The sequence below is a fragment of the Paracoccus sp. (in: a-proteobacteria) genome (assembly GCF_047973135.1).
In the GTDB taxonomy this organism is placed as follows: Bacteria; Pseudomonadota; Alphaproteobacteria; order Rhodobacterales; family Rhodobacteraceae; genus Paracoccus.
On record NZ_JBKEBL010000115.1, the window covers coordinates 1 to 19,378 of the forward strand.

The following is a 19,378-nucleotide window of genomic DNA, read 5'->3' on the forward strand; positions in this document are numbered from 1 at the left end:
CCCTTTTGCGCCGCTCGCCTTCTGGTGAGCCTGAACGATGGTTCCGTCGATCAACGCGTATTCGAAATCGGGTTCTCCACGTATCTCTTTGAACAGGCGCTCGAAAACACCCCCCTTGGCCCATCTTCGGAACCGCCGGAACACGCTGTTCCAGTTCCCGAATTCCACCGGCAGATCTCGCCAGGGCAGACCGGTGCGCACGCGCCAAAGGACGGCCTCCAGAAACAGGCGATTGTCCCTGCCCGTCACGCCTCTATCGCTCTTCTTGCCGGGAAGATGGGGTTCGAGACGCGCCCAAATCTCATCCGTCACCACAAACCGCTGCTCGTCCATTCAATCCTCCTTTTGGGAAGCTTGAATCAGAAATCACGCAGCTAAGGAACCCCAAATGTCCACGGACCCTAGCCTTCCACCCGGAGGTGCTTCGCCGGGTCAGACTGGATCCAGATGTAGGTTCCGACCGCGACGTTGCCGTGGGCCGACTGCCGGGCGGCGGCGTCCTTCCACGTCCGGTAGGTGGTGGTGAACCCGACCCCGGACTTGCCGCAGCGCGCGGCCATCCGCTCCATCTGGGCGACCTTGTGGAAGTCCACCTCGCCGTCGCTGGTGACGGCTTCGATCACCCAGAGGTGATCCGTCTCCGGGTTCCACAGCAGCGCGTCGGGCATGGCGTCCTCAAGGGTCAGCGTCACGCCCGCCTCGGCCATCCGCGCCCGCTCCGCCGCCGACACCCGGTCCCCGTCGCTGTCGTCAACGTAGAGAAGCTGGTAGCCCGGCAGGAACCGCGCCGCGTAGTGGTCCACGCTCGCCCGGATCAGGTCAGCGTGGCCGCTGTCCACGAGCTTCCGCGAAGCCTCTTCCATCTCGGCCTGGAAGGCGCGGCGTGACCGCGCGGCGTCGGCGCTCGCCCAGGCGGCCAACATTGCCCGCCAGTCCGGGTCGGGGGCCTTGAGGATGGCGACGAGCTCCTCGTCCAGCCGGTAGCATGAGTTGGGCGACTTCGCTTTGACGTGCCCGGCGATGAACGCGCCGTCCATGAGCGTGATGGGGACGATGCCGCCCAGCTCGCGCAGGGGCTTGATCCAGTAATCCCGGCCCTCGCGGTCCAGCTTGCCGCCGCCGCGCTGGAGGATGCCGATGTGGCAGGCGAGGTGGGCCGTGGTCGCGCCGTCCGCGACCTTCGCCCCGTCCGGGGCCTTCGGGAACCAGCTCGGGGTCTCGTCGTCCAGAAGCGCGAACACGCCGTCAGCGATGTCCCCGTTGCCGCCCAGCGCGACCGCGCCCAGCACCTCCGCGACCTTCGCACGGGTCACGCCCTGAAGCGTCTCGGGCACGGCAGGCCCGCCCGCCTTGAGCCGCCGATTCCTCAGCGCCAGAACATCGTCGTGCAGTGCCAAGCCGCCGCCTCCCCCGTGTGTGCCTCGGGGAAGTGCATACAACGCTGAGAACGTTCTGTGAATACACGAGTGGGGTAACTCTGGGTAACGGGCTCGCCCGCGCCCGCCGCGCCGCCCAAGTGCCTGATATGTGGTGGTTTCTGGTGCTGCCGGAGAGATTTGAACTCTCGACCTCTCCCTTACCAAGGGAGTGCTCTACCCCTGAGCTACGGCAGCAAGCCGTTCCCGTCGAAGTTACCCCGGGCGTTACCCCGGGGTGGAGGCGGGTCCGGGAAAACCCTACCTCCGTAACACGTTAGCGCCGCAGCCCCGCCCCTTACCAAGGGAGTGCTCTACCATTGAGCTACCACAGCGCCGTGGGGGGCGTTTAGACAAAGCTGGTCGGGCGCGCAAGGGGGAAAGTCGGAAAAATGCCTGCCCGGAAAGGCTGGCGGGGCACGGGTTTTCTGGACCTTGGCGTGCATGAAGGCTAACACGGGCGAATGACGGATCGGACGAAAGACAGGCGACAGCCCGGAAAGGGTGACGGCAAGGCCCGCGAAGAGCGGTTGCGCGATGCGTTGCGCGCCAATCTTCAGCGCCGCAAGGCGCAGGCGCGGGCGCGCCGGGAACAGGCCGCAGAGGACGATACCGCGAGCAGTTCTGATACAGGTGGAGATAACAGCTAGATGGACCAGATCATCGTTCACGGGAACGGCCCGCTGAAGGGCGAAATCCCGATTGCGGGGGCGAAGAATGCCTGCCTGACGCTTATGCCGGCGACCCTGCTGACCGATCAGCCGCTGACGCTGACCAATGCGCCGCGGCTGTCTGACATCCGGACGATGACGGCGCTGCTGCAAAGCCTTGGGGCCGAGGCGGCCAGCCTTCAGGACGGGCAGGTGCTGGCGCTGTCCAGCCACGATCTGACCAGCCACCGCGCCGACTATGACATCGTGCGCAAGATGCGGGCCTCGATTCTGGTGCTGGGGCCGATGCTGGCACGGGACGGGCATGCCGAAGTGTCCCTGCCCGGCGGCTGCGCCATCGGGGCGCGGCCGGTCGATCTGCATCTGAAGGCGCTGGAGGCAATGGGGGCGACGCTGGATCTGCGCGATGGCTATGTGCATGCCAGAGCGCCTGCCGGGGGGTTGACGGGGGCGGTGGTGGAGTTTCCGCTGGTCTCGGTCGGGGCGACAGAGAACGCGCTGATGGCGGCGACGCTGGCGCGCGGCACCACGGTCCTGAAGAATGCCGCGCGCGAGCCCGAGATCGTCGATCTGGCCCGCTGCCTGCGGGCGATGGGCGCGCAGATCGAGGGCGAGGGCAGCAGCACCATCACCATTGAAGGCGTCACCGCGCTGCATGGTGCGACTCATGCCGTGGTCACGGACCGGATCGAGCTGGGTACCTATATGCTGGCCCCCGCCATGTGCGGTGGCGAGGTCGAATTGCTGGGCGGGCGCATCGACCTGTTATCTGCCTTTTGCGACAAGCTGACCGAGGCCGGGCTGACCATCAGCGAGACCGCACGTGGCCTGCGGGTCGCCCGCGACAACGGCCGTGTGCGCGCGGTGAGTGTTTCCACTGCCCCCTATCCCGGCTTTCCCACCGATCTTCAGGCGCAGTTCATGGCGCTGATGTGTCTGGCCGAGGGGACCAGTGTTCTTGAGGAAACCATCTTCGAGAACCGCTTCATGCATGCGCCCGAACTGACCCGGATGGGGGCCCGGATCGAGGTTCACGGTGGCCACGCCACCGTCACCGGGGTCGAGCGGCTGCGCGGCGCGCCGGTCATGGCGACCGATCTGCGCGCCTCGGTCAGCCTGATTCTTGCGGGTATGGCCGCCGAGGGCAAGACCACTGTCAGCCGGGTCTATCATCTGGATCGCGGCTATGAGCATGTCGTGCGCAAGCTGCGCGGCGTGGGTGCGCAGATTGAACGAGTGAAAGAGGAATAGCCATGGCCGAAGATGCCCGTTTCGCCGATGCCGATCCGCGCCCCCTTGCGTTGCTGGCAACGGATGACGAAGATTTGCGGATCGTCTCGGCGCTGGTGCAGGACGCGATCGTGCCGGCGGCCGAGATCAGCTTTGATCCCAGAGCCCGGCGTCTGGCGCTGCTGATCAACCGGTTCCGTTGGGAGGATGCCGATCAGGCACGGGCCGAGGGGCGCGGTTTTGAGCGGGTGCAGAGCCTGCTGCTGCTGGGCGATGTGCTGCGGTTGCAAAGCGACGGGATCGACCGCAGCGGCGATACCGTGCTGGAGCTGCTGGCGCTGGTCTGGCAACCGGGCGAGGATGGCATGGGCCGGATGCTGCTGGAATTTGCGGGTGATGGCGCGCTGGCGGCCGAGGTGGAATGCATCAATCTGGAACTGCGCGACGTGACGCGGCCCTATCTGGCACCTTCGGGCCGGGCACCCAGCCATCCGGAATGACGCCCGTAACGGGCGTTTCCGTGATATGGACAGAGGTGGAAGGGCCCGTTCCACAGGGCCGGGCCCGGAAAGAACAGGAAACAGGCAGGGAAAAAGGAAGCCTTCCATGAATACCATCATCTATCTGGTCGGGCTGGTTGTCGTGGTCATGCTGATCATGTCGCTTCTGGGGTTTAGATAAGCGGGCGGTGACAAGGGGGACGGGCAAGTGGCCTTGGGCGGCGGCTGCGGGCGTGATGTCGCCGGAATGTCCGGTGGCCGCTGCGTGTCGCGAATCGGGCGGGTGTACTGGTCGGCGTGACTCTGGCCTGATGGCGCTGCACCCACCGCCCCCCGATCCTCCTTTCCATCTGCCTGCGCGACTTTTGGGTGCGGCGCGGGCCCGGTTCTGCCCTTCCGGCCCAGACCCGCATTCCTGTCGGATTGCGCCGATCTTTGGATTGCGTCTGGCCTTTCCGCTTTCCTTTCGTTAGGGCGACGGGCGTCAGCAAAAAGGCCATTCTCATGGATATCCGCAATATCGCCATCATCGCCCATGTCGACCACGGCAAGACCACGCTTGTGGATCAGCTGCTGAAACAGTCGGGTGCGTTTCGCGAAAATCAGGCGGTGGCCGAGCGGGCGATGGACAGCAACGACATCGAACGCGAACGCGGCATCACCATTCTGGCAAAGGCCACCTCGGTCGAATGGAAGGGCACGCGGATCAATATCGTGGACACGCCCGGCCATGCCGATTTCGGTGGCGAGGTCGAACGGATCCTGTCGATGGTGGACGGGGTCTGCCTGCTGGTCGATGCCGCCGAAGGGCCGATGCCGCAGACGAAATTCGTGACATCGAAGGCTCTGGCTCTTGGGCTGCGTCCGATCGTGGTGCTGAACAAGGTGGACAAGCCCGCCGCCGAACCCGATCACGCGCTGAACGATGTGTTCGACCTGTTTGCCAATCTGGGTGCCAGCGATGAACAGCTTGATTTTCCGCATATCTATGCCTCGGGAATCGGTGGCTGGGCGGATGAGGCGCTGGACGGTCCGCGTCAGGACATGTCAGCGTTGTTCGACATGATCCTGCGCCATGTCCATCCTCCAAAGCAGATCGCCCGCGAGGGTGAGCCGTTTCAGATGCTGGCAACCACGCTTGGTTCCGACAATTTCCTTGGCCGGCTTCTGACCGGGCGGGTCGAGGCCGGGCGGGCGAAGGCGGGCGACACGCTGAAGGCGCTGTCGCGCGATGGCCAGCGGATCGAACAGTTCCGCATTTCGAAGGTGCTGGCCTTTCGCGGCCTGACCCAGCAACCCATCGACGAGGCTGTGGCGGGCGATATTGTCACGCTGGCAGGTATGGCAAAGGCGACGGTGGCTGACACGCTTTGCGCCGCGGAAGTCGAGACCGCGCTGCCCTCGCAGCCCATCGACCCGCCCACCATCAGCGTGACCTTTGGCATCAACGATTCGCCGCTGGCCGGGCGCGATGGCAACAAGGTCCAGTCGCGTGTGATTCGCGAGCGTCTGATGAAAGAGGCCGAATCGAATGTCGCCATCAAGGTCGAGGACACGCCCGGCGGCGAGGCTTTTGTCGTCTCGGGACGCGGCGAGTTGCAGATGGGTGTGCTGATCGAGAACATGCGCCGCGAAGGGTTCGAACTGTCCATCAGCCGTCCGCGCGTGATTTTCCGCGAAGAAGAAGGTGAGCGGCTGGAACCCGTCGAAGAGGTCATCATCGATGTTGATGACGACTATACCGGCGTGGTTATCGAAAAGCTGACCGGCGACCGCAAGGGCGAAATGGTGGACATGCGCCCGGCAGGCCATAGCAAGACCCGGATCGTCGCGCATGTACCCTCGCGCGGGTTGATCGGCTATCACGGAGAATTCATGACGGATACGCGCGGAAACGGCGTTCTGAACCGTATCTTTCACGGATGGACGCCGTACAAGGGCGCCATTCAGGGCCGCCGTCAGGGCGTGCTGATCAGCATGGAGGATGGTATCAGCGTCGCCTATGCGCTGTGGAATCTGGAAGAACGCGGCAAGATGTTCATTGGCGCGCAGGAACAGGTTTATCAGGGCATGATCATCGGCGAACACTCGCGCGATAACGATCTTGAGGTGAACCCTCTGAAGGGCAAGAAGCTGACCAATATCCGCGCCTCGGGCACCGACGAGGCCGTGCGCCTGACCCCGCCCGTCCGTCAGTCGCTGGAAGAGGCCATCGCCTATGTCAACGATGACGAGCTGGTCGAGGTGACGCCGCGTAACATCCGGCTGCGCAAGCGTTATCTGGATCCGCATGAACGCAAGCGTCAGGCCCGCGCCGAGAGCTAGCGCATAAGTTGTGAGTTTACTTTCAAACTATCCCACAACCTGCCGATTTAGCTAAGTTCTCGCTCTGGATACGCCATGCTAGCATCTGCCAGCATGCAAGATCCGGAGTACACGGATTGTTGGGCGAAGCCGGGTTGTATCGGCCGGACGCCAGCTTTCCGCTTTTAACGAACAGAGACCATGGCAATGAACATGACCCCGACGCTTTCGTTCCCGCATGGCTTGGGCATGCATGAACGCGGCATCGCCGCATTGCTGACCCTGCTGGCGCAGGAAAGCCATGAATTGCCCGAATTTGACGAGGTGGTGCGCGTCGCCAAGGCCGATCCTGATCAGTTGCGCCGTCTGTTTCCGGACAGCAAGGCCGTTCTGGTCGCGGCTGCCGAACAGGCGCTGGTGCATCTGCTGGATGCCTGCACCAAGGCAGTGGTCAAGGTCGATCCCGATGACGCGATGGCGCAGTTCGGTGCGGTGGGGCAGGCTTATCTGGACTGGGCCGCGACCCATCACGTCCAGTTCCGGCTGCTGTCGGATCCCGACCGCATTGATCTGACCCGGCACCCTGCACTGCAACGCTATGCAAATTCGATCCGCGCGCTGCTGCTGCGGATGCTGGAACGCGCGCGCGACGCAGGTGCCTTGCACCCGAACGAGGATTTGCAGACGCTGCTGCTGACCAGCGGAATTTTCGCCTATGGTCTGGCGCGGATGGTCGTGGATCAGCAATTGATCGAATGGTGCCCCGGCGAGGATCCCAGGGATTCGGCGCAGCGTGCGCTGCTGGAGTTTTTGCGTCGGCTGGGCCGGGGCGCGTTGCGCAGTTCATCGCCGGTCGAGGCGCAATAGGGCCGTTTTCGGCCCCGACGCGCATTATTTCGCCGACTTTTTTCGCGATTGAGCGCATGACAGCCCACTGACCGGTGCAGCAATTGCCCGATAGTTATTTTCCTGCAATCATTGCGACAGGCGACGGTTTTTTCTCCACTCGGCCTGAAAGTGTCCGGATCGCCGCCGGACGCTGCGGGCGGCATTGTGTGGTTCTCGGCTGACGGAACCCTGCTTCTGCCCTTTTCGAATGGCGAACAAGCGATCGCCAAAGATGCGGGACAAGGTGGCGCACCGCCGTGTCCCCAAGGCTGCGGCAGTTCTGGGGTACTGCCGCAGCCACCTTTGACCGCCTTCTTCGCATCATCAGACATCCGGGGCAAGTAGATCAGGGCAGACGCACGACGTTCAGATCGGCGTTCAGATCGTTCAGATCGGCAGTCTGGTTTCCTCGCGCAGGGTCCGCACGACCAGCGACGAGCTATAGGCCTGAATAGGTACTTCGCGGAATGTGTCCAGAAAACTGTAGATATAATCCGTGTAATCCCCGGCGGTTCTGAACCGGGTGATCAGCAAGAAGTCATATTCTCCGGTGACCAGATAGCAGGCTACGACATTTGGCTGTCGGCGCAGGCTGATCATCATCCGCTGATCGACATCCGCAGTATCACGCGCCAGCCGGATCATGAATATGCCCGTGATCATCAGGCCCAGGGCGTGTGGGTTCAGCAGTGCGCGGCGACAGATGATGGTTCCGTTGGATTCCAGCGACTTGATGCGCCGGTGGCAGCTTGCGGTGGACAGATTCACCTTCTCGCTGATGGCGGCCAGCGGCAGCGAGCAGTTCTCTTGCAAAACCCTGAGAATGGCCAGATCGGTATCTGTCATATCTTCTCACCAGATGGAGGATCGGTGAAACAAACTTACACGATTTAGGCGCAACTAGAAATATAATTCACCCTTAAGGTGATACCTTTTCCTTAGGGAAATTTAAAAGGGGGGTATTTCATATGATCACGGCAAGGCCCACCTGGGACGACGAGATTTCCAAGTTGTTCGCATCCCCTTACTGGATTCCCGCAGACAGGCGTGCCGCTGTGGGGAAAAGCTGGATAGAGGAGATGAAGCCCTTTCTGGTCAGCCTTGACGACTACGCTTCGGTCAGGGAATGGTCAGTTACCATCTATGATCATGTCGCTTCGCGGGCGATGCCTCTGACCACGGATCCCGCCGAATACTGGCCCCTTGACGCGCTGGAGACCTTTCGGCTTTGGGTCAATCAGGGCTGGAGGCGCGATCAGGATGCGCCGTTCGATCACGCCGTGCGCCTGCCGGTTCCGACGCAGCCAGCCACACAGCCGTGGGTCCGCAAGGATCTGGCCAGCCTGTCGCAGGACGAAATCGATGCATTCCGGGCGCGTCTGGACGATGTGATGCAGGTGGGGCAGGCGGATCCCGCGTCCCGTTGGCAGCAATGGGCCTATCTGCACACCAACTGGTGCCTGCACTACCAAGAGGCTTTTGGCCTGTGGCACAGGGCCTATCTGATCCACCTTGAGCGGCTTTTGGGCATGCCGGTCCCCTATTGGGATTTCATGGCGTTGGATGCCAGCGATCCGGAAAGCCCGCGGGCCGGATTGCCTCGGGTGTTTCTGGACGAGACCTATCGTCATCCCGCGACCGGAGAGCTGCGGCCCAACCCGCTGCGGTTTGCGACGGCCAAGGATGGCCGGTCAAAGCTGTGCGAGAACAGGCCGGATTGTGGCCCGGATTGCCGTTTCGTGCAGCGCAATCCGCTGTTCTTCGGTTCTGATGACAAGAATCGTGCCGCACGGGACAGGCTTTTGGGGATGGTGCGGCTGTTTCAGCAGCAGGTGGTCGATGCCCTGGCCTTCGACAGGTTCAGTGTCCCGCAGGGGCCACTGGGCTATCCCTGGGCCAATCTGCCGGCCTTCGATCCGCCGCAGCCGGACAAGCTTTACCCGCACAGGTTGCAAAATTTCGATGGCGCGTTCGAACAGCCGCATGATAACTGGCATGGCTGGATCGGGCCGGATATGGCCGACAACGCCTATACCGCCTTTGACCCGATCTTCATCTGCTATCATGCCAATATTGATCGTATGCTGGAAATCTGGATCCGGGCGCATCCCGTGTCGCAATTCACCACCAATGTGGCCCTGCGGCCATTCATCGGGCCTCAGGTTGACCAGGTCGATGAAGCCACGGGCGATGTCTGGCGCTATACCACGCTGGGGGATATGGCGCAGGACAGTCGGCATATCGGCTATGATTATGGCCTGCCGGTGGCACCGCAATTCATCGGGGACAGCACTGTTTCCGGGGCCGGATCGCCTGCGGCGCAGCCGACCGGCGATGCGGGTATGCTGGCCGCATGGGTGATATTCGACGGCGTCCGCTGTACCCATGACAGCTATGCGATCGACGTGTTTCTTGGGGGCAGCAGCGAGGCTGCCGACGGGTTGGCCCATCCGGATAACCCCGCCTATGTCGGGCGGTTTTCGCGCATCGGGATGGGGATCGAGGACGACAAGGGGCGCTGTATCCGGCACGGGGTGAGGCGGGTGCTTGACGCCTCGCGCGCGGCGGCGGCACTGGGGATCGTTGCCGGGACCGATCCGGGGCTTGCGATGCGCGTGACCCATCTGCACAGCGGAGCCGAACTGACACCGGACGAATATCGTGACCTGCCCGGCTTTGTACCCGGTTTTCACTGGGGCGCGCTGGCCGATGCGCCTGTGAACGCTTTGCCGCCGGGGCGTTGCTGCCACTGACCGGTCCTGCCGGATGGTCTGTCTGCCGGCGGCGTCAATCGAGTAAAGGAGGCTTCTCATGCCTGAACCATGGGTTCATCTTTTTGCGAATATGTCACGGGCGGGCCGCATTCGCCGCAAAAGGGTCCGGCCGGCCGGTCTGGCCGCTGTGTTGCTGCTGACCTCGGGGGCTGCCGCTTGCGCGGATATGTTCGCGGCGCGTTCGTACCGGCAGCCGGTGCAGGCGATGGGCGCGGGGTCGGTCCCGTCGGTCAACGCCTGTCCGCAGGTCAGTCCGGGCATGCTTTACCGTTTTGTCGCGGGCATGGATCAGTGCGTGACGCCGCTTAGCCCGTCAGAGCTGGGCTTGATCAACAGCTTCTTTGCCACCAATGTCCTCAAGAAGGGACTGGCCCCCGGCAATGTCGCGGATATTGTGACATATCTCGATCAGGCCAGTCAGCCCGGTACGCGCAAGTCCTTTGTTGTGGGCGAGGGTGGCCAGATTCCGCTAAGCATCGCCAGCCGCGATGCACCGCGCGACTATCGCTATGTGGTCAGTTGGGGCACGTCTGCGTTGCTGAGTGCGGCTCCGGGTGGGCATTCGTCCTTTTTGCAGGTCATTTCCTGGGACGAAACAGCCAGACATTTCGATTATTTCCAGTATATGCCGCAAATCGACGACCAATCCGGGGCGGACAAGGTTTGGGCCTGGGCCGGGCGTTCGGATTTCGCCTATGACAGCCGGTCGCGCGGCAAGGGCTGTTTCGACTGTCATACGAACGGCACCATCATCATGAAAGAGCTGGAAACACCGTGGAATAACTGGAATTCGGAAACCGCGTCGATCGTGTCATCGCATGTCCCGCAGGCAGTGGCGGCCGAGGCGCTGTTTCAGGGCAGTTCCGGGGCGGCACAGCTGCAAAATCTGATTGAGGGCGGTTTGAACATTTTTCACGCCGAAAGGATCAAGCGCAACACGATATTGGACGCTTCGTCCCATACCTGTACCCTGACCGGAGTGCCGGACTTTCTGCATCACGTCACCACGGGCACCACAGTCAATTTCGTTTCAAGTCAGGTCCGCAGCGCGGGTGAAGAAGATGTTCCCGTGCCTCTGGCTCTGCTGTTTGGTGCGCGGCTGCTGCGCGAGACCCTGAATGTCAACCCTGATTTTTCGGGCGATCTGTCCGTCCCGCGCGCGGTTTACAACAATTTCCTGACGCAGCAGAAATATGCGTTGGTGCAGCAGGGGCGGAACGGGCCGCTTTATACTGCGCCCGGCTCGACCTATTTCGCGGCTTTCGTGCCCGATCTGTCTTTCGAGGATGTGCTGGTCGCGCGGCTTTTGACAAACGAGCAGGGCTGCTTCAGCGTTCCGCTGATCCCGGCAAAGTTCTTCGCGGCCATTGCGATGACCGATTTCGCGAACCCGGTATTTTCCGACAAACGCCCGCTGCTTCAGGCTTATGCGGACAAGATCGAACAGGGCACGGTTTCCGCCTCGCAAAACACCATCGTTGACGATTTCGTCGGCGCGGTGCGTCAGGCTGCCGGGGCGCAGGCGCCATGCGATTTTCAGGGCGACAGCGCGAATTGTTCCGCTGAACAGCAGTTTCTGGGCTATTGGGACATTCCCGGCGACTGGCGGACGGCCTATGCCGATCTTGTCGGTGCCTATTTGAAGAACTTTATGGGCAACGCGGGTGCAAAGACTGATCTGCTGCTGCGCGCCGAGGCGGTGCGCCACCAGTTCACCCAGTGGCCCACCATCAGCAATCTGGACGAATTCAGCCTTTTGTTGCCCGAACCCGGTGCAGCCAACTGATTTTATGGTTTTTTCAGGAGAAGACCCATGCCAAAACTGACCAGCTTTGATACTCCGGCCGGGATCCGGGATTTTCCCGGCGACGCCGTCAAACAGGCGGCCATGTCCGCCCGGTGGAGTGACAATATCAACAGGTTCACCGAACAGACCCTGCAAAACGATCCTTGGGATGCGACCAATCAGCCCGCCCTGACGCAATATTTCAACCCCCGTGACACTGACATTCCCGACGGTGCCCCGGTGGTCAGGATCCCCTGGACGGCATTTCCCCGCAGGATCATCTCGACCTTTCCCAATGTCGGCCAGAGAAAGCAGTGGGAATATGCCGATAACGGCCCCGACGATCCCAAATATCAGCCCAAGGGGCCGCGTGGCTGGCAGGACGAATATTGCGAATGGAGTGTGACCCGCAACGATCAGGGCAAGATCACCAGGGTGATGTTCACCTGCGAGAACCGGGAATATTGGTATACGCTGTGGGAAATCGACCCGCAGAAGGTGCTGGAGCTTTACCGGGATCTGGTCAGCCCTGCCGTCACACTCGACGATCTTGAACTGCGCGACAGGAACGGCAACAAGGTGATCGACCCGCGTACCGGACGGCCCGCCTATGATGATCGCAACAAGTGGAACAATTCCACGACCAACGGCGCGGTTCACCTGATCAGCAATCCCAACGCGCTGAGCGCCGAGATATTTCTGGGCGGTCAGGCGACGATCCTGCGCAAGAATACCGATAACGAGCCGATCACCGACAAGACGTCCCTGATCCTATGCAGCCGATATGGCACGCCGGGGCGCAACAGCGATCCGACCATCGGGGCCTCGGTCAATGCACTGGTGCGGCAAGGGCTTCGGATTTCGCTGAACAATCCCGTGGGGCTTTATATCCAGACCCCGGATTTCAGCAGCTTCACACTGCCCGGCACGGCGCCCTCGGGTGCCAGCCCGGCGGATTACTGGACGGTCAGGCGCGGTCGGGTGGCGCAGGACGGCGAGGCGCTGGATTTCATCCTGCACGCGGTTTTCGAGGTGCCCGAGGATCAGGGTTTTACGGTAGGCGACATGATGATCGGCGGGTTTCCCATCGATTACGCCGCCCAGATCACCCAGAATTTTCAGATCGCGCTGGCGGGCGTCGGGGTGCCGCAAATCTCGGTGCCGGATGAGCTGTCCTGCGCCGGTGCCGCGATGCCCGGACTGCCGCGGCCATATGTTCTGTGCGCGCCGTCGATGTTGCAGCCGACGCTTCGTTCCAATCTCAACATGCGGCTGGCACCGGGTGATCAGAACGTTCCGGCAGTGCTGCTGGCTTTTGACAGCGACAGCGCCGCGACACTGACGGTTGTGGGCGATCCGGGGGTGAATATCGTGATCGGGCGGACCTTTGCCCAAGATGGTGCGATGTATTTCGATCTGAGCATCTCGGTCGATCCCTTGGCCCCGCTTGGGGACCGAAGCCTGTTGCTGACCAATCCCGATGGCTCACACGGCCCGGCGGTCTATGGCCTGCTGGAGGTCGTGGCGGACCCGGCCCCGCAGGTGCTGACCGCAGCGCTTTCCAAGGCAGAGATGGCGGCGGTTCAGGCGATGATCCTGCTGCCGGACGGGCCGACAAGGCCGATGCGACGCTGACCACCAGTCGGCGCAACGGATAACCCCCGCCCCTGAATCACAACGGCCAGAAGATCGGTATGACCAGCACCGTGATGATGCCAGCGACGATGTTCAGGGGCAGGCCGACCCGCAGGAAATCGCCAAAGCGATAGCCGCCGGCAGTATAGACCAGGGTGTTGGTCTGATAGCCGATGGGCGTCGCAAAGCTGGCCGAAGCGGCGAACATGACCGCGATCAGAAAGGGGCGGGGATCCAGCCCCATCTGCGTGGCGATGCCGACCGCGATGGGCGACATCAGGATCGCGACCGCGTTGTTTGTTACCAGTTCGGTCAGGATCATGGTGAAGGTATAGACCACGGCCAGCGTCAACAGCGGGCCGCCAAAGCTGAGAGTCGGCACCACCTTGTCCACGATCAGCTGCACCGCGCCGGTATTGTCCAGCGCCGACCCAAGGATCAGCATCGACACGATCAGCAGCAACAGCCTGCCATCCATCGCGTCCAGCCCCTCATCGGGTTCGATACAGCCGGTCAGCAGCGTCACCGCCGCGCCGATCATCGCCAGCGTCAGAATCGGCGCCACATCCAGCGCCGCCAGCACCACGACGGCGACAAGGACGGCGATGGCGATAGGGGCCTTTTTGCGGCGAAAAGCGCGGGCGCTGTTGGGGGCCAGCGGGATCAGACGTTCTTCCTCGATCAGGCGGGCGATGTCCTCGGGCGATCCTTCGACCAACAGCGTGTCTCCGGCCAGCAGCGGAGTCTGGTCCAGCCTTGCGCCGACCGCCTCGCCCTTGCGATGCATGGCGATGGGATAGACACCAAATCGCCGCCGCAGATGCAGAGCCTCAAGCGTGTGGCCGATCGCATCAGCGCCGGGGCCGACCAGAACCTCGACGATGCGCGTGCTGCGGGCCTGCCCGGTCTCGGCACCCGCCAGAACCGCACCCCGCGCCGCGCCCTCGCGCAGGCCCAGAATCTCGACGTCACGGGTCTTGATGACGACCGTGTCGCCGGCCTCAAGGCGCACGGCCTCAAGGTCGCGGCGCAGCGAGACGTCGTTGCGGATCACGTCGATGACCCGCCCGCCGCCGCGCAGCAGATCGCGCGCCTGCAACGGCTGCACGCCGATCAGGGGCGAACCCTGCGGGATGAACAGATCGGCCATCCAGCCCTTTGCTTCGTCGCTTTGCAGCAGATCGACCATTGCCCTGCGATCAGGCAGCAGCCGTGGCGCGGCCAGCGCCAGATAGATGCCGCCGCCGATGGCGACGCAGATCCCAAGGGGCGCAATCTCGAACAGGCTGAACCGCGCCAGCCCCATATCATGCGCGACCCCATCGACCAGAAGGTTGGTCGAGGTGCCGACCAGCGTGACCGTGCCGCCCAGAATGACCATGAAGGACAGCGGCATCAGCAACCGCGAGGGCACCGTTCCGACCTGCCGCGCCAGCCCGATGGCCACCGGGATCAGCACCATCACCACCGGGGTGTTGTTCAGAAAGGCCGAGGCAATGGCCGCGCCCGCGAAGAAAACCACGACGGTCATCCTGGGGGAATGGCGGGACATGCGGCCAAGACCCTCGACCAGCATCTCAAGCGCGCCGGTCCTGACCAGAGCGGCGCTGAGAACGAACATCACGCCGATGGTTGCCGGGGCAGGGTTGGCCACTGCGTTGGTGATGTCGTCCGAACCGACCAGCCCAAGCGCCAGCGCGATGGCCGCGCCGATAAAGGCGACCATGTCAGCGGGGCGCCGCTCGGACAGGAAGGTGACAAAGACGGCGGCCATCAATGCCATGGCCGCATAGGGGGCAAACCCGCCTGGTTCCGTAAGCATGGTGCTGTTCCTTGTCAAAGTTGGGAAAGACCGGTGCGGCACCTGCCGCACCGTATCGTCGTCAATGTTCGAACAGGGCGCCAACCCCGAACAGTGCTGTCAGAACGGCAAGCAGCAAAAGCCAGTGCAGCAACGTTCTTGGCTTGCCTGCCGTCTTGCAGGTGCAGGTCTGACCGCCGGTCACGGCCTTACCGCACCGGGGGCAAGTGTTTTGTGTCATCTGTCAGGCTCTGCGCGCGGATCATTTTTCCGCGTCGGAACCGGGCACGGGCGAGGCGGGCTTTGTCTCTTCCTGGCGCAGGCCGTTCTTGAAGGCGGTGATGCCGCTGCCCAGTTCGCCCATGACGGAACTGATCTTGCCGCGCCCGAACAGCACAAGCGTGACGACGATGATCAGAAGAAGGCCGGGAAGGCCGATATTGTTCAGCATGATGTTGATCCTTGATGATAGCTGGTTGGTCGCCCGCGCCCGAAGCCGTCTTGCCGGTGCCGTCGCAACAGCAGGCCGCATCAGCGGTCCGGCGCGCGCGCATTCGTTCGAATCAGGCTATCATCGGAGGCGCATGGGACGACGGCCGTACCGGCGGATGCGGGACGGTCCATTCGCAGCCGGGCAGGGCAAGCCGGATCCATTTCGCGGGCATCGCCGACCCCGCGATTTCGGGCGGCGACAGCGCCCAATGCGGATCGGGCTGGGGAACCTGTCCGGCCTCTGTCAGGCGCACGACCCGAACCTCGCCGGCCAGCGCCAGATACTGCCCGGACTTGACCGCCACAGACAGCCTTTCCTGCGTCTTGCCGGAACCGGGCACCTGCCAGGCGCAAAGCAAGACCACAAGGACAAACCCTATCACCGCACGGACAAGCCGCACGATCAGGGCAGGGCGGAACGCAGTGGCCTTTCGAATCATTTACGCAAGATAGGCTGGTGCCGGTCATCGGACAATCGCGGATTCATGATTGGGCGGTTTTGCCCCGGATGGTGGCAGCCAGGGGAATGCATCGGCGACGACTCAACTATTTCGCCGGTTCACGCAAGAATGATCTTGCGCAGGGCCGGTCGCATCCCGATATTCAGAGCTTGCCTCCTGCAGGTGATTCTCGCAGTGTTGACCTTGGGCCGGCCGCGCAAGGGTTCATCCCATCCATCCGCCGAACCGCAACCTTCATGACATCAACCGATTCCCCCACCTTGCCTTCCAGTGCCCGCCACATGTCCGGCGACAGTCTGGACCTTGCCGACTATCTGTCCGAGGATCAGGTTCAGCCTGCCGGATCGCATCCGCAGGGCAGCGCTGCGTTTCTGCAACTGACGCTTGGGGCGGTCGGTGTCGTGTATGGCGATATCGGCACCAGCCCGCTTTATGCCTTCCGCGAGGCGCTGCGCCCCATTGCCCGCAGCGGCACCGTGACCGAGGCCGATATTCTGGGCCTGCTGTCGCTGGTGATCTGGGCGCTGATCCTGATCGTGACGGTCAAATATGTGTTGTTCCTGCTGCGTATCGATAACCGGGGCGAGGGCGGGATCCTTGCGCTGTACACGATGCTGCGGCTGGCCATCGGTCGTCGTTCGATCCCGGTGCTGGTGCTGGCGGTGATCGGGGCGGCGCTGTTCTTTGGCGATGCGACGATCACGCCCGCGATCTCGGTCATGTCGGCGGTCGAGGGGGTGGGGCATTATATGCCGCAGCTTTCGCATTGGGTGGTGCCCTTGACCCTGGCCATCCTGATCGGGCTGTTCGTGGCGCAATCGCATGGCACCGGGCCGCTGTCGGCGGCTTTCGGCCCGATCACTGTGATCTGGTTCCTGACGCTGGCTGGCCTTGGCCTGTGGCACGTCATGTCTGCGCCGCAGGTGCTGTCCGCGCTTAGCCCGGTCTGGGGCGTGGATTTTCTGATCGAACACAGCGCGCTGGCCTTTGCGGTGCTGGGTGCGGTGTTTCTGGCCGTCACCGGGGCCGAGGCGCTTTATGCCGATCTGGGCCATTTCGGCCGCCGCCCGATCATCGCCGCATGGTTCGGGCTGATCTTTCCGGCGCTGGTGCTGAACTACATGGGGCAGGGCGCGATCGTCCTGACCGACCCGTCGGCCATATCGGATCCGCTGTTCTCGATGGTGCCGGATGCGGGGATGCCGTGGTTCATCGGGCTGGCAACCCTCGCGACGGTGATCGCCGCGCAGGCGGTGATTACCGGCGCGTATTCGATGACCCGTGCGGCGATCCAGCTTGGCCTTCTGCCCCGGATGCGCATCCGCCACACCTCGTCCCGCCAGCATGGCCAGATTTACATTCCTGCCGTGAACTGGGCGCTTCTTGTCGCCGTGGTCCTGCTGGTCATCGGCTTTGCCAGTTCGGAAAGTCTGGCGTCGGCCTACGGGATCGCCGTGACCGGGACCATGGTTGTGACCAGCACGCTTGCCATCCTGTATATCCTGCGCTCGCGCCGGATGCCGGTGGCGCTGGTGCTGCCGCTTGCGCTGTTCCTGCTGTCGGTCGAGATGGTATTTTTGGTCTCGAACCTGACCAAGTTCGCGGATGGCGGCTCTGTTCCGGTGATCATGGCGACGGCCATCGCGATCTGCATGTGGGCCTGGTGGAGGGGGACGCAGAAGCTGCTGCAAAAGCTGCACCGAAGCAGCGTTGACCTGGATTCTTTTGTCCGGATCATGAAGGACAGTTCGGTACACCGCGTCCCCGGCACGGCGTTTTTCCTGACCGCTGACGCGAATGTCGCGCCCTCGACGCTGTTGCATAACATCAAGAACAACAGCGTCCTGCATGCCCAGACCGTGATCATGACGGTCGAGACCCTGCGCGTCCCCGTCGCCCCCGAGGAAGAGCGGATCAGCCTCAAGCCGCTTGACGGACCGTTCACGCTGCTGACGCTGCGCTTTGGCTTTATGGAAACACCCAAGATCGTGCGCTCGCTGGCGCTGGCCCGCGACAAGGGCTTTCGCTTTGATGCCGCCAGAACGGTTTTCTTTGTCGCCCGCCGACGCCCCGTCGCTTCGGGCAAGCCAGGTCTCGACTTTGCGCTGGATCGCCTGCATTCGGTCATCCACCGCTTTGCCGCAGACCCCAGCGATTATTTTCACCTGCCAAGGGATCGCGTCGTCGAACTGGGCGAACGGGTCGCGGTCTGACAGCCGCGTGTCACAGTACCAGCGCGTGCAGCGGCAGGAAGGCCGCGCCCAGATGGGCGGCGTCGCCCTCGATGCGGCTTTCCAGCAGGGCCGGGTTCGGGGTGTCGGTGCCGGAAAATGCGCCCTGTGCCTCGGCGATCAGCATCTTGCGCAATTCCGGCGGGGCGTCCCCGCCAAAGAAGATCGCGCCCGGATCGACGATTGCCTTTATCGCGGCAAGGATGTCGCGCAGTTGCGGGCCGCATTCACCGATCCAGTCGCGCAGGCCCGGCCAGTCCGGGTCGAAATTCGCGCACATGTCGGAAATGCGTCCGACCTCGATTCCGCGCGCGTTCAGGCGCTTGCGCAATTCGCCAAGTGCGGGGCGGCTTTGCATGCGGTCGGTGCCGAAAAAGCCCGATAGTTCCCCCGCATTGCCATGCGCGCCGACCATGGCGCGGCCCTCCCAGAAGATGCCGCCGCCGAAACCATAGTTGAATGACAGATAGGCCAGGCAGGTCAGATCCGCCCCGCCGCCGGTAAAGAACTCGGCTGTGGCGCTGGTTGTGGCGTTGTTTTCGGCGAATGCCGGCAAGCCGAGCCGTTGTTCCAGCAGGGTCACGACCGGAATGCCGCGCCATGCCGCCAGCGGCAGCGGCGTGAAGAATTTCTGCGGATCGCCGTTGCGATAGCCCTGCAATGCCACACCTATCCCAAGCAGTCGATGGCTGGCGCATGGCGGCAGGGCCAGCCGCGTTTCCAGCTCGGCAAAGACAAGGGCCGGGTCGTTCGGATCGGCATCAAGCTGCTGAAGGCCGACCGCGTTGCCGGTCAGATCCAGAAGGCACAGAAACGCGGCCTCAGTCGTGATCGACAGCCCCAGCGTCGCGAACCCTTCGGGATCCAGTTCGACCGTCGGGCTGGGTTTGCCGCGCCCCCGGATCTCGGCCGCGCCAAAGCGGACAAAGCCGCGCTGATGCAGCCCGTCCAGCAGGCGATGCACCGATTGCTGCGACAGCGAGGTCAGGCCGGTGATGTCCGAACGCGGCAGCGACCGGTGCCGGAACAGCACCGACAACAGCGCCCTTTCGCTGTCGGCCAGCGGCTCGTGCGAGGCCACGTTGATTCGCTCATCCATACTGCGCCTCGACTTATGACGGGGGACTGATGATGCAGTTTCCATCCACAAGGCGGGATTCTCAAGGAAAATAACCCGCAAAGTGTCATAT

Annotated in this window: 16 protein-coding genes and 1 tRNA gene; 8 read left to right on the top strand and 9 right to left on the bottom strand. The window is 62.9% G+C overall.

Annotated elements, in window-relative coordinates; genetic code table 11:
• The 4 genes from ACK5L9_RS08605 to ACK5L9_RS08620 all read right to left on the bottom strand — a co-directional run.
• On the bottom strand, positions 1 to 333 hold a 333-nt coding region (locus tag ACK5L9_RS08605), incomplete at its 3' end, for an IS5 family transposase (RefSeq protein ID WP_416911053.1).
• A 68-nt stretch (positions 334 to 401) separates the two neighbouring features.
• Positions 402 to 1,397, bottom strand: coding sequence for a BsuBI/PstI family type II restriction endonuclease (locus ACK5L9_RS08610; protein ID WP_416911054.1), 996 nt, complete (start codon positions 1,395 to 1,397; stop codon positions 402 to 404).
• Positions 1,398 to 1,538: 141 nt separating this feature from the next.
• Positions 1,539 to 1,613: transfer RNA gene (locus ACK5L9_RS08615), tRNA-Thr, on the bottom strand.
• A 116-nt stretch (positions 1,614 to 1,729) separates the two neighbouring features.
• Entirely contained in the window at positions 1,730 to 2,086 is a 357-nt protein-coding gene (locus tag ACK5L9_RS08620; protein WP_416911055.1) for a hypothetical protein, read from the bottom strand.
• Here ACK5L9_RS08620 and murA point away from each other — a divergent pair.
• The 4 genes from murA to ACK5L9_RS08640 all read left to right on the top strand — a co-directional run bounded on the left by murA (position 2,066) and on the right by ACK5L9_RS08640 (position 6,987).
• The gene (murA, locus tag ACK5L9_RS08625) at positions 2,066 to 3,337 is read left to right on the top strand and encodes a UDP-N-acetylglucosamine 1-carboxyvinyltransferase (RefSeq protein WP_416911056.1); all 1,272 of its coding nucleotides are present in this window, start codon (positions 2,066 to 2,068) and stop codon (positions 3,335 to 3,337) included. The genes ACK5L9_RS08620 and murA overlap by 21 nt on opposite strands.
• Before the next feature lie 2 nt (positions 3,338 to 3,339).
• A complete protein-coding gene (locus ACK5L9_RS08630) occupies positions 3,340 to 3,816 on the top strand; it encodes a DUF2948 family protein (RefSeq protein WP_416911057.1) in 477 nt (158 codons plus the stop codon).
• 504 nt (positions 3,817 to 4,320) lie between these two features.
• Positions 4,321 to 6,141 carry a translational GTPase TypA gene (typA, locus tag ACK5L9_RS08635; RefSeq protein WP_416911058.1) on the top strand — a complete coding sequence of 607 codons (1,821 nt, stop codon included), beginning with the start codon at positions 4,321 to 4,323 and terminating at the stop codon, positions 6,139 to 6,141.
• Between the two features lie 192 nt (positions 6,142 to 6,333).
• Positions 6,334 to 6,987 carry a TetR-like C-terminal domain-containing protein gene (locus ACK5L9_RS08640; RefSeq protein ID WP_416911059.1) on the top strand — a complete coding sequence of 218 codons (654 nt, stop codon included), beginning with the start codon at positions 6,334 to 6,336 and terminating at the stop codon, positions 6,985 to 6,987.
• Between the two features lie 408 nt (positions 6,988 to 7,395).
• Here the strand turns inward: ACK5L9_RS08640 and ACK5L9_RS08645 are convergent, their stop codons facing one another.
• Positions 7,396 to 7,854: an Lrp/AsnC family transcriptional regulator gene (locus ACK5L9_RS08645; protein WP_416911060.1), complete on the bottom strand. Its 459-nt coding sequence runs from the start codon at positions 7,852 to 7,854 to the stop codon at positions 7,396 to 7,398.
• 122 nt (positions 7,855 to 7,976) lie between these two features.
• Here ACK5L9_RS08645 and ACK5L9_RS08650 point away from each other — a divergent pair, with 122 nt between their 5' ends.
• Genes ACK5L9_RS08650 through ACK5L9_RS08660 form a run of 3 tightly spaced genes read left to right on the top strand, consistent with a single transcriptional unit; the run spans position 7,977 to position 13,203 of the window.
• The gene (locus ACK5L9_RS08650) at positions 7,977 to 9,761 is read left to right on the top strand and encodes a tyrosinase family protein (protein WP_416911061.1); all 1,785 of its coding nucleotides are present in this window, start codon (positions 7,977 to 7,979) and stop codon (positions 9,759 to 9,761) included.
• Positions 9,762 to 9,819: 58 nt separating this feature from the next.
• Complete coding sequence (locus ACK5L9_RS08655) at positions 9,820 to 11,568, top strand: hypothetical protein (protein ID WP_416911062.1); 1,749 nt, start codon at positions 9,820 to 9,822, stop codon at positions 11,566 to 11,568.
• 27 nt (positions 11,569 to 11,595) lie between these two features.
• The gene (locus tag ACK5L9_RS08660) at positions 11,596 to 13,203 is read left to right on the top strand and encodes a hypothetical protein (protein ID WP_416911063.1); all 1,608 of its coding nucleotides are present in this window, start codon (positions 11,596 to 11,598) and stop codon (positions 13,201 to 13,203) included.
• Positions 13,204 to 13,240: 37 nt separating this feature from the next.
• Here the strand turns inward: ACK5L9_RS08660 and ACK5L9_RS08665 are convergent, their stop codons facing one another.
• The 3 genes from ACK5L9_RS08665 to ACK5L9_RS08675 all read right to left on the bottom strand — a co-directional run bounded on the left by ACK5L9_RS08665 (position 13,241) and on the right by ACK5L9_RS08675 (position 15,801).
• The gene (locus tag ACK5L9_RS08665; protein ID WP_416911064.1) at positions 13,241 to 15,025 is read right to left on the bottom strand and encodes an SLC13 family permease; all 1,785 of its coding nucleotides are present in this window, start codon (positions 15,023 to 15,025) and stop codon (positions 13,241 to 13,243) included.
• A gap of 241 nt (positions 15,026 to 15,266) precedes the next feature.
• Complete coding sequence (locus ACK5L9_RS08670) at positions 15,267 to 15,455, bottom strand: twin-arginine translocase TatA/TatE family subunit (protein WP_416911065.1); 189 nt, start codon at positions 15,453 to 15,455, stop codon at positions 15,267 to 15,269.
• Positions 15,456 to 15,567: 112 nt separating this feature from the next.
• On the bottom strand, positions 15,568 to 15,801 hold the full coding sequence (locus ACK5L9_RS08675) for a hypothetical protein (RefSeq protein WP_416911066.1): 234 nt from the start codon (positions 15,799 to 15,801) through the stop codon (positions 15,568 to 15,570).
• A 437-nt stretch (positions 15,802 to 16,238) separates the two neighbouring features.
• On the opposite strand from ACK5L9_RS08675, the gene ACK5L9_RS08680 reads away from it, so the two are divergent.
• Positions 16,239 to 18,170 carry a potassium transporter Kup gene (locus ACK5L9_RS08680; protein ID WP_416911067.1) on the top strand — a complete coding sequence of 644 codons (1,932 nt, stop codon included), beginning with the start codon at positions 16,239 to 16,241 and terminating at the stop codon, positions 18,168 to 18,170.
• A gap of 10 nt (positions 18,171 to 18,180) precedes the next feature.
• Here the strand turns inward: ACK5L9_RS08680 and ACK5L9_RS08685 are convergent, their stop codons facing one another.
• A complete protein-coding gene (locus ACK5L9_RS08685) occupies positions 18,181 to 19,287 on the bottom strand; it encodes an ROK family transcriptional regulator (protein ID WP_416911068.1) in 1,107 nt (368 codons plus the stop codon).
• Positions 19,288 to 19,378 lie beyond the last annotated feature (91 nt).

What these genes read in the sequence shown, in the direction of transcription:
- murA (WP_416911056.1), top strand. Translation starts at nt 2,066, where the DNA reads ATGGACCAGATCATCGTTCACGGGAACGGCCCGCTGAAGGGCGAAATC.
- ACK5L9_RS08630 (WP_416911057.1), top strand. Translation starts at nt 3,340, where the DNA reads ATGGCCGAAGATGCCCGTTTCGCCGATGCCGATCCGCGCCCCCTTGCG.
- typA (WP_416911058.1), top strand. Translation starts at nt 4,321, where the DNA reads ATGGATATCCGCAATATCGCCATCATCGCCCATGTCGACCACGGCAAG.
- ACK5L9_RS08640 (WP_416911059.1), top strand. Translation starts at nt 6,334, where the DNA reads ATGACCCCGACGCTTTCGTTCCCGCATGGCTTGGGCATGCATGAACGC.
- ACK5L9_RS08645 (WP_416911060.1), bottom strand. Translation starts at nt 7,854, where the DNA reads ATGACAGATACCGATCTGGCCATTCTCAGGGTTTTGCAAGAGAACTGC.
- ACK5L9_RS08650 (WP_416911061.1), top strand. Translation starts at nt 7,977, where the DNA reads ATGATCACGGCAAGGCCCACCTGGGACGACGAGATTTCCAAGTTGTTC.
- ACK5L9_RS08655 (WP_416911062.1), top strand. Translation starts at nt 9,820, where the DNA reads ATGCCTGAACCATGGGTTCATCTTTTTGCGAATATGTCACGGGCGGGC.
- ACK5L9_RS08660 (WP_416911063.1), top strand. Translation starts at nt 11,596, where the DNA reads ATGCCAAAACTGACCAGCTTTGATACTCCGGCCGGGATCCGGGATTTT.
- ACK5L9_RS08665 (WP_416911064.1), bottom strand. Translation starts at nt 15,025, where the DNA reads ATGCTTACGGAACCAGGCGGGTTTGCCCCCTATGCGGCCATGGCATTG.
- ACK5L9_RS08670 (WP_416911065.1), bottom strand. Translation starts at nt 15,455, where the DNA reads ATGCTGAACAATATCGGCCTTCCCGGCCTTCTTCTGATCATCGTCGTC.
- ACK5L9_RS08680 (WP_416911067.1), top strand. Translation starts at nt 16,239, where the DNA reads ATGTCCGGCGACAGTCTGGACCTTGCCGACTATCTGTCCGAGGATCAG.
- ACK5L9_RS08685 (WP_416911068.1), bottom strand. Translation starts at nt 19,287, where the DNA reads ATGGATGAGCGAATCAACGTGGCCTCGCACGAGCCGCTGGCCGACAGC.